This window comes from Pseudohaliea rubra DSM 19751, assembly GCF_000764025.1.
GTDB lineage: Bacteria > Pseudomonadota > Gammaproteobacteria > Pseudomonadales > Halieaceae > Pseudohaliea > Pseudohaliea rubra.
In genome coordinates this window covers 18,517-31,930 of the sequence record NZ_KN234778.1, presented here as the reverse complement: position 1 = coordinate 31,930, position 13,414 = coordinate 18,517, and the positions used below count along the sequence as shown (strand labels likewise).

12 protein-coding genes are annotated in these 13,414 nt (G+C 66.7%); 6 read left to right on the top strand and 6 right to left on the bottom strand.

Annotation, left to right across the window (positions count from 1 at the left end; genetic code table 11):
• The 4 genes from HRUBRA_RS14765 to rpoE all read right to left on the bottom strand — a co-directional run.
• Positions 1 to 355, bottom strand: a 355-nt coding sequence (locus HRUBRA_RS14765) for a SoxR reducing system RseC family protein (protein WP_144244463.1), incomplete at its 3' end; no start/stop codon positions are given.
• Positions 356 to 357: 2 nt separating this feature from the next.
• Entirely contained in the window at positions 358 to 1,314 is a 957-nt protein-coding gene (locus tag HRUBRA_RS11610; protein ID WP_035517401.1) for a MucB/RseB C-terminal domain-containing protein, read from the bottom strand.
• The gene (locus HRUBRA_RS11605; RefSeq protein WP_035517399.1) at positions 1,311 to 1,877 is read right to left on the bottom strand and encodes a sigma-E factor negative regulatory protein; all 567 of its coding nucleotides are present in this window, start codon (positions 1,875 to 1,877) and stop codon (positions 1,311 to 1,313) included. The genes HRUBRA_RS11610 and HRUBRA_RS11605 overlap by 4 nt, the downstream gene beginning before the upstream one ends.
• A gap of 16 nt (positions 1,878 to 1,893) precedes the next feature.
• On the bottom strand, positions 1,894 to 2,502 hold the full coding sequence (gene rpoE, locus HRUBRA_RS11600; RefSeq protein WP_035517398.1) for an RNA polymerase sigma factor RpoE: 609 nt from the start codon (positions 2,500 to 2,502) through the stop codon (positions 1,894 to 1,896).
• 289 nt (positions 2,503 to 2,791) lie between these two features.
• Between rpoE and nadB the strand changes: the two genes are divergently transcribed.
• On the top strand, positions 2,792 to 4,363 hold the full coding sequence (gene nadB / locus HRUBRA_RS11595; protein ID WP_035517395.1) for an L-aspartate oxidase: 1,572 nt from the start codon (positions 2,792 to 2,794) through the stop codon (positions 4,361 to 4,363).
• On the opposite strand, the gene HRUBRA_RS11590 is transcribed toward nadB, so the two are convergent.
• On the bottom strand, positions 4,353 to 4,631 hold the full coding sequence (locus HRUBRA_RS11590; RefSeq protein ID WP_035517393.1) for an FAD assembly factor SdhE: 279 nt from the start codon (positions 4,629 to 4,631) through the stop codon (positions 4,353 to 4,355). The genes nadB and HRUBRA_RS11590 overlap by 11 nt on opposite strands.
• Before the next feature lie 79 nt (positions 4,632 to 4,710).
• On the opposite strand from HRUBRA_RS11590, the gene ygfZ reads away from it, so the two are divergent.
• On the top strand, positions 4,711 to 5,637 hold the full coding sequence (gene ygfZ / locus HRUBRA_RS14760) for a CAF17-like 4Fe-4S cluster assembly/insertion protein YgfZ (RefSeq protein ID WP_052094763.1): 927 nt from the start codon (positions 4,711 to 4,713) through the stop codon (positions 5,635 to 5,637).
• On the opposite strand, the gene ung is transcribed toward ygfZ, so the two are convergent.
• Positions 5,616 to 6,347, bottom strand: a complete 732-nt coding sequence (gene ung / locus HRUBRA_RS11580) for a uracil-DNA glycosylase (protein WP_035517390.1) — start codon at positions 6,345 to 6,347, stop codon at positions 5,616 to 5,618. The genes ygfZ and ung overlap by 22 nt on opposite strands.
• Positions 6,348 to 6,480: 133 nt before the next feature.
• On the opposite strand from ung, the gene HRUBRA_RS11575 reads away from it, so the two are divergent.
• The 4 genes from HRUBRA_RS11575 (at position 6,481) to HRUBRA_RS11560 (ending at position 13,370) form a co-directional block, all read left to right on the top strand.
• Entirely contained in the window at positions 6,481 to 10,239 is a 3,759-nt protein-coding gene (locus HRUBRA_RS11575) for a DUF1631 family protein (RefSeq protein WP_035517387.1), read from the top strand.
• A gap of 91 nt (positions 10,240 to 10,330) precedes the next feature.
• Entirely contained in the window at positions 10,331 to 11,758 is a 1,428-nt protein-coding gene (gene hemN / locus HRUBRA_RS11570) for an oxygen-independent coproporphyrinogen III oxidase (protein WP_052094761.1), read from the top strand.
• Between the two features lie 87 nt (positions 11,759 to 11,845).
• Positions 11,846 to 12,592: a fumarate/nitrate reduction transcriptional regulator Fnr gene (gene fnr, locus HRUBRA_RS11565; RefSeq protein ID WP_035517384.1), complete on the top strand. Its 747-nt coding sequence runs from the start codon at positions 11,846 to 11,848 to the stop codon at positions 12,590 to 12,592.
• Between the two features lie 172 nt (positions 12,593 to 12,764).
• The gene (locus HRUBRA_RS11560; RefSeq protein ID WP_035517382.1) at positions 12,765 to 13,370 is read left to right on the top strand and encodes a Yip1 family protein; all 606 of its coding nucleotides are present in this window, start codon (positions 12,765 to 12,767) and stop codon (positions 13,368 to 13,370) included.
• The last annotated feature ends 44 nt before the right edge of the window (positions 13,371 to 13,414 follow it).

Here is a 13,414-nt window from a genome sequence, read left to right as displayed (position 1 = left end):
CCGCCGCGGCACCTGCCGCAGCCGGGACGTCGCCGGAGACGCCCCCCAGCGCCGGCAGCGCCGCGCCGGCCAGCAGGGTCATGAGCGGGAGAGCATAGACGATCAGTGAACTGCGCAGCACCACGTCCTCCGGGAGCTCAATGATAACCTGATCGTCGATGCGACAGTCTGCGGGCGCCAGCCGGGAGCCCGGCAGGACCCGGACCAGACCGCGACGACCGCTGGCGTAGCGCTCGAGCAACCCGTGCCCGCAGCCCTTCCTGGCAGCGCAGGCACCGCAGGTACTCTTGCGTATTGTCTCCACCCACACGCTGCACGCTTCCACAGCAACAACCCGGCCCGTTTCCCGCAGCATGCTCAGCGCACCTGCCGGACCGCGTCCGCGACCATGCGGGCGGTATTGACGGGAATCTCTCCGAGGACCGTGACCAGCACCGGGGCGGTGCCCAGGGTGAGACCGCGCGTGTAGGACACGGTGCTGCCCTCGCGAACGACCCCCTCCCCCGGGCGCAGCGCCTCACCGAGGCTCTCGACAAAGACCGAGAAGGTCGCCATACCGTCCGTGTAGGAGCGGTGCACACTGTGCACACCGGCTGCATCCGTAGCCACGAAGCCCGCCGGAAGCCAGCCCGGCGCCCAGCGAAGGCCGGAGTCGCCGTCCTCGCGGGGCAGGGCCGGGTGCGGATGTGCCGCCTGATGAATAACGGCAGCCGGGGGCCGTTCGGCGTCGGCGTCAGCGTCGGCCCCGACGCTGACGCTGGCGAACTGGAACTGTTCGAGGGGCCGGCCGCCGGCACCGAGGATGGTGCCCTTCAGAAGCACCGCAGACTCCCGGTCGAGTTCGAAAACATAGCCATAGCGATAGAGGTCCCGCGGCTGCAGAAGCAGACGCACCGCGTGGCGCCCGGCGACACGTTCGCCCGGCGCCGTACTGATCCGGTAGTGCCCCGCGAGGCCGCAAGCACCCTGTTCCGGGGCCACGGCCAGGCGCAGCAGGCGGTGCCCCGGGTGCTCGCAATCGAGAGGATGCTCACCGCGCACGATACGGGCTTCCTGACCGGACAGTAGGGTGAGGTCCTCAGACACGCGCGCATCGGCTACCCCGTGACGAAGGGACATCATGCGCAGGCTGTTGCCGCGCTGAAGCGTCAGTACGCCCTCATAACTGACGGCCTCGGCGCGCCGGGCAAACGCCTCGAGCAACGCGATCGCCTCCGGGTTCGTCGCGGGGCAGGCTTGCGCAAGGGCCGCCGACCCGGTCGCCGTCAGCGACAGCGCAAGCAGCCAGCGCAGGACAGCGACCCCCCCTCTCAACGATTGATCTCCGGCACCCGCGCAAAGGGAATGAGACCCTGGGGCGTGTTCAGTGCCGCCTGCTCGGCGTGCTCCTGGCTGTAGAGGCGCAGGCGCTGCCGCGCCAGTTCTTCATAAGCGTCGGCAGCGGCAGGCTGCAGCGCCGGTGCCGGACGGGCACCGTAGCTCGCCCGCACCGGGGAAGCCCCGAGGGTATTCACCAGCCCCACCGGTGACGCCAGCGGCGCCGCGCCCGATGGGTCGCCGACTCCGGCGAGCTCGCGGCCGCCCAGCACGACGACGGCGGTCACCGACGCGGCGATGGCGAAGCTGGCCACCGAGCGCCAGTTGCCGCCAGGACGCCGCGGAGCAGCCTCCGCGTCCACCGCCTGGCGCACAGCCGCTGAAATATCCACGTTGACCGCGGCGGTGTGTCCCTGGAGCGCGTCGCGGGCAACGTGGTAGCGGGACCAGGCCGCCCGCAGCGCCGGGTCGTCGGAACGTGCCAGAAGTCGGCGCAGGGCGAGGTCGTCCCCCTCCCCGTCCATAACCGCTGACAGAGCTTCGCGCAGTGCCTCGTTCATGCCTTACTCCAACCATTCACTGGTGTTTTCTTCGCTCCGGGGCCGCCTCACCGGCAAGCTGAGCCCGGACCCGGACGTCGATGGACTCGCGGGCGCGGAAAATACGCGAACGCACGGTGCCCACGGGGCAACCCATAACCTCGGCGATGTCCTCGTAACTGAGACCATCAAATTCACGCAACGTTACCGCAGTCCGCAAATCTTCCGGCAAGTCGTCGATAGCGGCCTCCACCACCGACCTCAGCTCCTCACCGAAAAGCGCATTCTCCGGGTTCTCGAGATCCCGGAGCGCACCACCGCTCTCGTACTGCTCGGCATCCTCAACCTCCACGTCTGCACCCGGGGGCCGCCGGGACCGCGATACCAGATGGTTTTTCGCGGTGTTGGTCGCAATGCGGTACAGCCAGGTGTAAAAAGCGCTGTCTCCGCGGAACCCCGGCAGGGCCCGGTAGGCCTTGATAAAGGCCTCCTGAGCGACATCCTGAACCTCGTCCGCATCGTGAATGTAGCGGCTGATCAGCCCAAGGATACGATGCTGGTACTTAAGCACCAGCAGATCAAAGGCGCGCTTATCCCCCCGCTGCACCCGGTCGACCAGTTGCTTGTCCGTCGCTTCGGCCGTCACCGGCGCTGGCTCTCCCTGCTACGTCGCGACCCGGCGCCGGCGCCGCCGTCCCGAGGCCCTTCCCTGTGGCTGACCCCATAGACCGCGGCACCGCAGGTAAGTTCACCGCTGCGCCGTCCCAGCGCCGCGGCGCTGCCAACAATTGCCGAAAAGTCAGTCACCGAATGCCTTTACCAATGCGCGAGCGGCTCGTTTATACTCGCGGCAAGCTTCTCACGGCACGCCCGCTTTTGCACTTTCCAGAACCCAGTTCCGTGCGCCTGCACCTGCCCGTCCCGGCACCACGCTGATGGGCACGCATTGGCAACACGACGTCCTTGTGCTCGGCAGTGGCGCCGCGGGTCTGACCGCAGCGCTCAGCCTGCCGTCGACGCTGCGCGTCGCCGTACTGACCAAGGGCGATCTCGAGCAGGGCTCGACCTACTGGGCCCAGGGTGGCATGGCAGCGGTACTCCACGACCGTGACAGCATCGCCTCACACGTTGAGGACACGCTCCAGGCCGGCGGCGGTCTTTGTCACCGGGATGTTGTCGAATACACGGTGGCCAACAGCCGCGCCTGCGTTGACTGGCTGGTCGCCCAGGGCGTTCACTTCGACCGCCGCGGAGCTGACCAGGGGCAGGAGTTCCATCTGACCATGGAAGGCGGCCACAGCCACCGTCGTATTATTCACGCCGCAGACCAGACGGGCCGCGCCATCGGCGATGTTCTTGGCGAGCGTGTCCACGCGGCGGGGAATATCGAAGTCTTCACGGACCGCATTGCGGTTGATCTGGTCGTCCGCGACGGACACTGCCACGGCGCGTACATCCTCGACCTTGCCTCCGAACACGTGGACCTGTTTCAGGCCCCGGCGGTGATCCTGGCCACCGGCGGGGCAAGCAAGGCCTATCTGTATACCAGTAACCCGGACGGGGCCAGCGGCGACGGCATCGCCATGGCCTGGCGGGCAGGCTGCCGCGTGGGCAACCTCGAGTTCAACCAGTTTCATCCCACCTGCCTGTACCACCCCCGGGCAAAATCCTTCCTGGTTTCCGAAGCGCTGCGCGGCGAGGGCGCCGTGCTGCGGCTGCCGGACGGGGAGCGCTTCATGCCGCGCTTCGACGAGCGCGCCGAGCTGGCGCCGCGGGACGTTGTGGCCCGGGCCATCGACCACGAGATGAAGCGCCTCGGCGTGGACTGCGTCTACCTCGACATCAGCCACAAGCCCCGGGAGTTCCTCGAGGCCCACTTCCCCACGATCATGGCACGCTGCCTGGAGTTCGGCATCGACATCGCCGCAGAGCCCATCCCCGTGGTACCCGCGGCCCACTACACCTGCGGCGGCATCGTCGTCAATCGCAGCGGCCGCAGCGACGTGGCCGGCCTCTATGCGATCGGGGAGTGTTCCTTCACCGGCCTCCACGGGGCCAATCGCATGGCCAGCAACTCACTGCTGGAGTGCATCGTCTTCGCCCGCGCCGCGGCGGCGGACATCGCCGCCACCCGGAGCAGCACCCCGGTCGCCCCGGCGCTGCCGCCCTGGGACGAAAGCCAGGTGACAGACTCTGACGAAGATGTCGTGATCTCGCACAACTGGGACGAACTCAGGCGCTTCATGTGGGACTATGTCGGCATCGTACGGACGAACAAGCGCCTCGAGCGGGCGCTGCACCGGGCGGAACTACTGCAGGCGGAGATCGCCGAGTACTACAGCAATTACAAGATCAGCAACGACCTGCTGGAGCTGCGCAACCTGGCGATGGTAGCCGAGCTTATGATCCGCTGCGCCCGCTCCCGCCGCGAGAGCCGCGGGCTCCACTACACCCTCGACTACCCCGCCCTGCTCCCGGAGCCCCGGGACACGATCCTCACGCCCTAGGATCGACCTGGGCACCGCCGGCGCGTTTATGCGCGATGATCCGGCGGACCAGCCCGGCCAGCGCCGGGTCTTCGGGTTCTTCGCGACCCAGAAACCAGGCGTAAAGCTCCTGATCCTCACATTCCATAAGGCGCTGGTAGCAGGCACGCTCCTGTTCACTGAGCGTCGCATACACCTCCTCTACATAGGGGGCGAGCACCAGGTCGAGCTCGAGCATGCCGCGGCGGCTCGCCCAGCGCATCCGCTGGTGATCGTTTTCCCGTATCATCGCCATCACTCCAGGAATCAGTGGGGGCGCAGTATAACGCGTCCGTACCCGACGTAGATGCAGTGCCAGGAGGTAGCGCATGACGAACAGCCAGTTCTGCGAACTCGGTGAAGACAGCATTCTGGCCCTCGAGGGCGCGGGCATCGCAGCCTTTCTGCAGGGCCAGCTTACCTGCGACACCCGCGACGCGGGCCCGGGGCGGAGCGTGTCCGGAGCCCTCTGCAACGCCCGGGGCCGGGTAGTCACGGACCTGCGTCTGCTGCTGCCCGAAGGGGACCGCGGCCTGCTCCGCGTGAGCGAAGCCCTGGCGGCGCATACGGCCACGGTACTCGGGCGTTACGCCAGGTTCTCGCGCATTGCCGTCGAGCCGGCCCGCGACCGCTGGCAGCCCTGCGCACTCTGGGGCACGGGCGCCGCCACGCTGCTCACCGGGGCGGCGGGCGCCAGCCCCGAAGAAGCCAACAGCTGGCTGGCCGGCGACGGCTGGCTGGCAGTGCGCTGCGACGGGGAAGATGAAGCGTTCGAGCTGTATCTTTCCGGCGAGCGCGGACGTGCCTTGCGGACCCGTCTCGAGGCGGCCGGCAGCGGCACCGAGGCAGACTGGCGGGCCCTCGAGCTGCGCCGGGGACTTCTGCGCCTCGGTGAGGGTCAGCAGGAAACGCAGCTACCCCAGGCGCTGAACTATGATCGCGCGGGGCTCGTGAGTTTCCGCAAGGGCTGCTACACCGGGCAGGAAGTGGTCGCCCGGCTGCACTATCGGGGACGGGCAAAGAAGCGCTGGGGCTTGTGGCAGGGCAGGCCCGAGGCGCTCCCGGCATCGGGCGAGTCACTCCTCGACAGCGGCGGTCACGCTCGGGGCGAGGTCCTTCGCGCCGTGCGCGACAGCCACGGCATCAGCTGGATCGCCGCTCTCGTCCGGGTGGAAGACCTGGAACAGCCCCTGACGAGTGCCGCCGGTGAGGGCCTGGCACCCTGCCCGCTGCCCTACCCCGACGAGGCCGGCTGAGCAACAAGACGCTCCGCCTCAGCGAGCGGCGGCAGGCGCCAGTCCACGGGTACGGCGCCGCGCGCGGCAAGCCAGGCATTGCCCTGGCTGAAATGCCGGCAGCCCAGGAACCCACGGTGGGCAGACAGCGGCGAGGGATGCGGCGCACGCAGCACGCAATGCCGCCGCTCATCGATCTGCGCCCCCTTTTTCTGTGCGTAACTTCCCCAGAGCATGAATACCAGCCCGCGGTCCCCGTTATTGAGGATGGCTATGACCCGGTCCGTGAAGCGCTCCCAGCCCTTGCCCTGGTGGGCGCCGGCCTTCCCCTCCTCCACCGTGAGTACGCTGTTCAGGAGAAGAACCCCGCGCCGGGCCCAGGCCACCAGTGAGCCGTGGTCCGCGGGCGCAATGCCCAGGTCGTCGTGGCGTTCCCGGTAGATGTTGCGCAGCGACGGCGGCACGGGCACCCCCGGTCGCACCGAGAAGCACAGCCCGTGGGCCTGTCCCGGGCCGTGATAGGGGTCCTGCCCGAGGATCACCACGGAGACCCGCTCTGGCGGCGTGTACCAGAAGGCATTGAACAATTCCGGCCCGGGCGGAAAGATCCGCCTTCCCGCCCGCCGACGCTCCCGTAGAAACGCCGACAGCTGGCGCGTGTAGGGTTGTTCGAACTCGTCCCGGAGCAACGCCAGCCAGCCAGGTTCGAGGTGGATCGACCGCTCGTCCATGGATTCCTTCCTCGGCACGCCGCCATGATAGCGATACCACCGCCACCGCGCTAATGCTGCCGCGCCAATGCTTGTCTGGAGCGCGGACCCGCGCTATGGTCCGCCATACTCAGCGCCTGGACTACACAACGCTATGGACAGCTCCCAGCGCCCGGATCCCACGGCCCTGCGGGCATGGCTGCAGCTACCGGGCGGCGCCCTCAGCGCAGGCCAGTTGGCCATTGGCGGCGCCCGCGCCGTCGTTTTCACCAGCGACGACGCGCTTTTCGACAGCTGGCCAGAAGATCAGCCCGGTAAGCTCCTTGTCGGCGATGATCCGCAGACCGCAGCATCCTACCCGGTCGCCCTGAACGGCATGGCGGGCAACGGCCTCGACCTCACGATCACCGGGGCTTTCACCGCCGCCGCCGCCGCGGGGCTGGGCATGCCCGCCGACTTCCCCTACGACAGCGCAGGTGCAGGGCGCCTGCTCGCCCATTTCATGGACGACGGCACGGGACAACTCGAAGACCTCCTCCGCGCCTATCTCGTGGACCTCGGTGACCGTTTGTTCGAACTGGCGACAACCCCCGGGCGCGGCACCTATGACAGGCAGCAATACCACGATGCCCTCGGGTTCCTCAAACGTGATAGCGACACCCTCGTCGGCACCTTCCGCAAGCGCCTCGCCACGAGCCTGGCCAACCCGGAGCGGGACGCCGGGGACGGCACCACCGACGCCATGGCCACGGCCCTGGGCCTGGTCGGTTTCATGGAGATGGAGGAGAGACTCGCTATCGACCGCATGGTCAGCGAGGCACTGGATCGCTACCGCCTCGAGCTTGAGGCACTGACCCTGCGCACCGGTGATTTACTCGGCTTCGGCGCCGCAGGGGTGAAGACGCCCTTCCATCCTCTGTATCTATGCCGCGCCGTCGATGAGGGCCTCCGCGCCGTCGGCTTTGCTGAGGCGCCGCTCGTCGATGCCTTGAACCTGTTCCACCGCCTGGTCATGCGCTGCCTTGACGGCTTCTACGGCGCGCTCAACGGAAAGCTCGCGGCCAGCGGGCTGCGGCCGGACCTGGAGAAAGCACTCAACCGCACCGGATCCATCCTGCATCGCACCAGCGAGCATACGCCCCACCTCAAAGAACAGGCTCCAGGGGAGAGCGACACCCCGGAACCCTCTGGCGCAACGGAGCAGGGGGACCAGAGACACCGCTCGGCACGCAGCGAGCGGCGCGTCGCCTCCGGACCCCGCCGCAGCTCGGGCATGGGCGGGCGCACGGCGCAGCAGCCGCGCCTGGAGCCGAAGGAACTTCACAGCGCCCTCCAGCATGCGCTGGTCCGCCCCGAGAACCCCGGCGCCGGGGAGCGAGCGAGCGAGGAAGAGCTCGAGGCCATGCTCGCCCGTCTACAGCACCAGGAACCGGCCGCTGCGAGCAGCCTGCGCGAGCGTCTCGATGCCGAAGGCAGCGAACCCGGAAGCAACGCCGACGGTCAGCTTGCCTTCGTGGACTCGGTGTTCGAACGCCTCGGCCGCGGCGACGTCATCAATGCCCGCCTGCAACCCGACCTCGAGCGCCTGCGCGTGCCCCTGGCGCGGCTCGCGCTGCGGGAACCAACGGTTTTCGCTGACGCCGAAAACCCTGCCCACCAGGTGATCGACGCCCTCGCACGCCTCGCCGCGCCGGGCAACTACCCGAACCCCGGACTCGCCCGCCGCATTGCCGCGCTGACGGAGCGCATTGCCACAGACTACGACGGCGATGCAGAGGTTTTCGAGCGCGCCGGGGAAGAACTCGGCGACCTGCTCGCCCAGCAGGAGGGCACCGTCGAGCGCAACGTGCAGCGGGTTGTCGACGGCATGGCCGGCCAGGAACAGCTGCGGGCTGCGCACCGCCATGTCGCCGCCTTCATCGCCGACACGCTTGGCGGCGAGCGCGCACCGCGGGCCCTGCTGGAACTGCTCGACGCCGGCTTCCGCGACCTGCTGGTACAGACGGCCCTGCGCGAGGGAACAGACTCTCACGACTGGGCGCAGCTTGCCGGGCGTCTCGGGGAACTTCGTTCCGTCCTGCAAGCGGCCGGCGATGGCGATGGTGACCTCGCCCGGGCCCGCGCCGTCCAGCCGGCTGTGCGGGAGGTGGACGAGGCCATCCGTGCAGCTCAGCCGGGGAACGTGGCGCACAGTGCCGTGCTGCGGGAAATCCTCGACATCGCCGGCGGTCAGCAGCCGCTGGAAACCAGTCCGGCGCCGGAGCCGCCCGCGGACGGCACCATTCCCGAGGCGCGCCTCGACGACCTGCCCCGGCTACGCCGCTGGCTCAAACGTGTTGAAGACCTGCGCGCGGGCACCGTGATAAGCTACCGCGGCGCCGACGGCGAGCGTCGGCGCATGCGGCTGGCGTGGATCAGCAAGGACGGAGAGCGCTACGTTTTCGTCAATGATCAGGGCAGGAAGATCGCCGAGCTGAGCCGGCTGCAGCTTGCGCGCAAGCTGTCCCACGGTCTCAAGCCTCCGGCCCCGGTGGAGGGAATGTCTCTGCTCCACCGCAGCGTCTTCGATACGCTCGCCGGCGCGCGGGAAGAACTCGGCGCGGCGCGGGAGCGCGACGCCGTCACCACCCTTCCCGGAGACCGGCGCCTGCTCAAGGAGCTGGAGCGCGCGGTTCAGCATGCGCAACAGCAGGAAGCCCGGCACGGGTTCCTGTGCCTGGCCATCGACGCCTTCCACCTGGTCGACGAACTCTACGACCAGGTAGATGGCGACCGCATCCTGGCGGAGTTCGCCCAGCGGCTTTCCCGCCTGCATGAGCGGCGCTCCCTCACGGGTCGCCTCGGCGACGACCAGTTCGGCATCCTGCTCCTCTATCGCGACCGGGAGGAATCGCTGGCCCTCGCCGAGACGCTCTGCGGCGACTTTGCCCGAGAGCCGCTGGAAGTCGCCGGCGAGGCGATCACTTTTACCGTGTCCATCGGTGTCAGCCCCATCGATGTCGCCACGGACAGCGCCGCCAGCGTTCTTGAGGTCGCCCGGGGCGCCCTCGACGAGGCCCGGGGAGCCGGCGGCAACCGAGCCCTCGCGGCAGCGCCGGCCCGGCCCGGGGAAGGCCAGGCCGGCCGCGACCGGGCCGCACGGCAGGCCGCCGTGCGGGACGCCATCGGGGAAGAGAGGCTCATGCTCCGGGCGCAACCGATCGTGCGCCGGGCTGCAGACGATGCGCAGCCGACCTCGCGCCATTATGAAGTTCTCCTCGCCGTCCGCGGCGAGGATGGCGAGCCCGTGAGTCCCGGTCCCTTCATAGAGGAGGCCGAACGCGCCGGGGCCATGGGCCTCGTTGACCGCTGGGTGATCCGTGAGGTCTGCGCCTGGATCTCGACGCTCATGGACCGGCAGCGCCAGGTACCGGAAGTGTCGGTGAACCTGTCGGGGCAGAGTCTCCGCGACGACGATTTCACCGACTATGTGCTCGCCCAGCTTTCCGAATTCGGCGTCGGCACGAGCAAATTGTGCTTTGAGTTTACCGAAGCAGGGGCTGCCGAGAACCTTACCAAGGCCGCAGATTTTGTGCGCACCCTCGGCAATGTCGGTTGCAAGTTTTCCCTCGACGACTACGGCAGCAACCCGGCAGACCACGACTACCTGCGCCAACTGCCGGTCGACTACGTCAAAATCGACGGCAGCCTCGTGCGCCAGATACACGAAAACGAGGCGGACCGGGCGCTGGTCCGCGCCATCAACGACCTCGCCCATTTCCTCGGCCAGGAGACCATTGCCGAGTGTGTGGAGACACCGGAGGCCGTAGCACCGCTGCAGGAAATCGGTATCGACCTGCTGCAGGGCTGGGGCGTAGGGATGCCGAGGAGCCTCGACGAGGTCGCCCGGGAGCTCCGCCCGCTGGAAACCTGAACGCCTCCTCCCCGTTGACGTAAATCAACGCGGTCCCGCCGGCCGGCTGGTAGTCTCACCGGAACATTGATTCGGCCTGCGGCAACCCGACATGAACGACATCCAGACCATCGACCAGCCCTACGACATTCCTGTTGCCTGGCGAGACGGGATCGCCAGAGCAAAAAAGTATGCCTGCCAGGGGCCGCGCTATACCTCCTACCCCACGGCACCGCAGTTCACCGAGGACTTCCGCCTCGAGCGCTACCTGAACTGGCAGTCCCGGCAGGGCCTGCGTACCGAGCCCTTGTCCATTTATGTGCATCTGCCCTTCTGCCATGACATCTGCTATTACTGTGCCTGCAACAAGGTCGTGACCCGGAAGAGCGGCGTCGCCCGCGAGTACCTCGACCACCTGGCGCAGGAAATCAGCCTGCAGGGCGAGCTCGTCGGTCACCAGCGGCCGGTCACTCAGATGCACTGGGGCGGCGGTACGCCGACCTATCTGGACCCGGCGGAAATCACCGAACTCATGCACCTGCTCGCGAGCAGCTTCAGGCTCCTCGATCGCGGTGACCGGGAATACTCCATCGAGATCGATCCACGCACCGTCGACGTCGACACCATGGCGCTTCTCAAGGGTGTGGGCTTCAACCGGGCGAGTCTCGGCATCCAGGACTTTGATCCGCGAGTGCAGCAGGCGGTAAACCGGGTCCAGTCCTACGAGCAAGTGGCCCGGCTCGTGGAGAGCGTGCGCAGCCACGACTTCCGCTCGCTATCCTTCGACCTGATCTACGGCCTGCCGTTTCAGGACCACAACAGCATGCCCGAGACCCTGCGCAAGGTCATCGCCCTGCGTCCGGACCGGATTGCCTGCTATAACTATGCCCACCTGCCGGAGCGCTTCAAGCCGCAGCGCTCCATCGACCGGCTGACCTTGCCGGAGCCCGAGGAGAAGCTGGTGCTGGCGCAGATGATCAGCGCTACCTTGCAGGATGCCGGTTACCGGCACATCGGCATGGACCACTACGTGCTGCCCGAAGATGACCTGGCCCTGGCACAGAGCGAGGGCCGGCTGCAGCGCAATTTCCAGGGTTATTCGCTGCAAATGGCCGACGATCTACTGGGACTCGGCGTCTCCGCCATCAGCCAGATCGGCGACTTCTACCTGCAGAACGCCCGCGATCTGGACGACTACTACCGCCGCATCGACGCCGGCGAACTGCCCCTGAACCGCGGCTGCATGGTCACCGGCGAGGACAAACTGCGACGCCACGTGATCATGACCCTGATCTGCGAACTGGCGCTCGATATCGAAGATTGTGAGCGCCGCTTCGGCATCCGCTTCCGCGAGCATTTCGCCGGCGAGTTGAACACGCTGGCACCGCTCGCAGCGGACGGCCTGCTGACCATCAGCGAGGAGGAGCTGCGCATCCACGAAGCCGGTCGACCTTTCCTGCGCAACATCTGCATGCCCTTCGATGAGTACCTTGAAAGGCAGCAACGCGAGCAGGGGCGGCGCTTCTCGGCGACCGTTTAACTCCACGCAACACGGGTGAATGTAAAGTTTTCTTGACAGTTTCGGGACTGGGTTTTACCTTTCCCTTAAGCAGCAAGGATACCCCGCATGAACACCCAGCAGCAGCATCTGGACTCGAAGAAATCCTGCGCTCACGACTTTCAGGTAAGCTGCGGTAACTGTCGCCTTAACAGCATCTGCCTGCCCTTCTCCCTGGAAGCGCGGGATGTGGACGAGCTCGACCGTATCATCCAGCGCAGCAAACCCCTGCAGAAAGGCCACCACCTGTACCGCGAAGGGGATGGCTTCCAATCCGTCTACGCCGTCCGGGCGGGTACCCTCAAGGCCTACCAGACCACCGACGACGGCCGTGAGCAGGTTACGGGCTTCTATTTTCCGGGCGAGATCGTCGGCATGGACGGCATCAGCAAGAACGTCCACGCCTCGTCCGCCAAGGCCCTGGAAACCGCCGCGGTCTGCGAGATTCCCTTCGCCTCTCTGGAAAGGCTCAGTGCGACCATGCCGCAGCTGCAGCGACACTTTTTCCAGCTCATGAGTCGCGAAATCACCGAGGACCAGCAGCTGATCACCCTGCTCAGCAAAAGTTCGGCGGACGAGCGCGTGGCCGCCCTCATTGTCAGCGTGTCCGCCCGCAATGCCCGGCGCAAGCTGAGCGCTACCCAGTTCCGCCTGAGCATGTCCCGGGTGGATATCGGCAACTATCTGGGCCTGACCGTTGAAACGGTGAGCCGGGTCTTCAGCCGCATGCAGAAGATGGACGTACTTCGCGTGGACAACAAGGAGATCGAGATTCTCGACCTCGACGCACTCCAGCGGCTCGCCGAAGGCGCCTGAACCCCTCCCTCCGGGGCATGGTGACGCTCGCCACAGCCCCCTCCAGTTCCAGTAAAATGACCCGGGACAGGCCGGAACGTCTGCCTTTGCAAGGCACCTTGACCTGCATCAACCCCCCCTGTCGCTATATCGTTAGACTCTCTCGCCATAAAAGACCAGGAGAAACTCACCCATGATCCAGCACCTGTTTGGCATGCTTACCAAGCCGAGCGCGACCTGGCGGACCGTTGCCGCCATGCCCGAGAAGTCCCGCAACGTACTCGTGCTGTATCCCTGCATCATGGCCGTCTTCCCGGCTATCGCCTGGTACTACGGCACGAGCCATGTGGGCTGGACCGTGGGCAGCTATAACGAAGCCATCCGCCTCACCACAGCGAGTGCCTTCCAGATCAGTATTCTTTTCTACCTCGTTATGGTTGCGGCCGTTGCTGCTATCGGCTTCTTCATCCACTGGATGTCCGATACCTATGGCGCCGACTCGACGATCGCCAAGGGCATTGTCATTGCGGGCCTGACCGCCACCCCACTGTTCGTCACGGGGCTCGTAGGCTTCTATCCGACCCTGTGGCTGGACCTGCTCATCGGCGTGGCCGCCGTCAGCTGGTCTGTTTATCTCATGTACCTCGGCATCCCCATCGTAATGAATATTCCGGAGGAGCGGGGCTTCCTGTTTTCCAGCGCTGTCCTGGCTATCGCCCTGGTGATCCTGGTCTGCATCATGGTGGTGTCCATCCTGGCCTGGGAATACGGTGCGGCCCCGGCTTTCACGGATGCCTGAAGGGGAAGCCTGCAAAGGCACTAGAATTCAACAACTGACGATTT

What these genes read in the sequence shown, in the direction of transcription:
- HRUBRA_RS11605 (WP_035517399.1), bottom strand. Translation starts at nt 1,877, where the DNA reads ATGAACGAGGCACTGCGCGAAGCTCTGTCAGCGGTTATGGACGGGGAG.
- ung (WP_035517390.1), bottom strand. Translation starts at nt 6,347, where the DNA reads ATGGACGAGCGGTCGATCCACCTCGAACCTGGCTGGCTGGCGTTGCTC.
- HRUBRA_RS11560 (WP_035517382.1), top strand. Translation starts at nt 12,765, where the DNA reads ATGATCCAGCACCTGTTTGGCATGCTTACCAAGCCGAGCGCGACCTGG.
- HRUBRA_RS11575 (WP_035517387.1), top strand. Translation starts at nt 6,481, where the DNA reads ATGGACAGCTCCCAGCGCCCGGATCCCACGGCCCTGCGGGCATGGCTG.
- ygfZ (WP_052094763.1), top strand. Translation starts at nt 4,711, where the DNA reads ATGACGAACAGCCAGTTCTGCGAACTCGGTGAAGACAGCATTCTGGCC.
- fnr (WP_035517384.1), top strand. Translation starts at nt 11,846, where the DNA reads ATGAACACCCAGCAGCAGCATCTGGACTCGAAGAAATCCTGCGCTCAC.
- HRUBRA_RS11590 (WP_035517393.1), bottom strand. Translation starts at nt 4,631, where the DNA reads ATGATACGGGAAAACGATCACCAGCGGATGCGCTGGGCGAGCCGCCGC.
- hemN (WP_052094761.1), top strand. Translation starts at nt 10,331, where the DNA reads ATGAACGACATCCAGACCATCGACCAGCCCTACGACATTCCTGTTGCC.
- nadB (WP_035517395.1), top strand. Translation starts at nt 2,792, where the DNA reads ATGGGCACGCATTGGCAACACGACGTCCTTGTGCTCGGCAGTGGCGCC.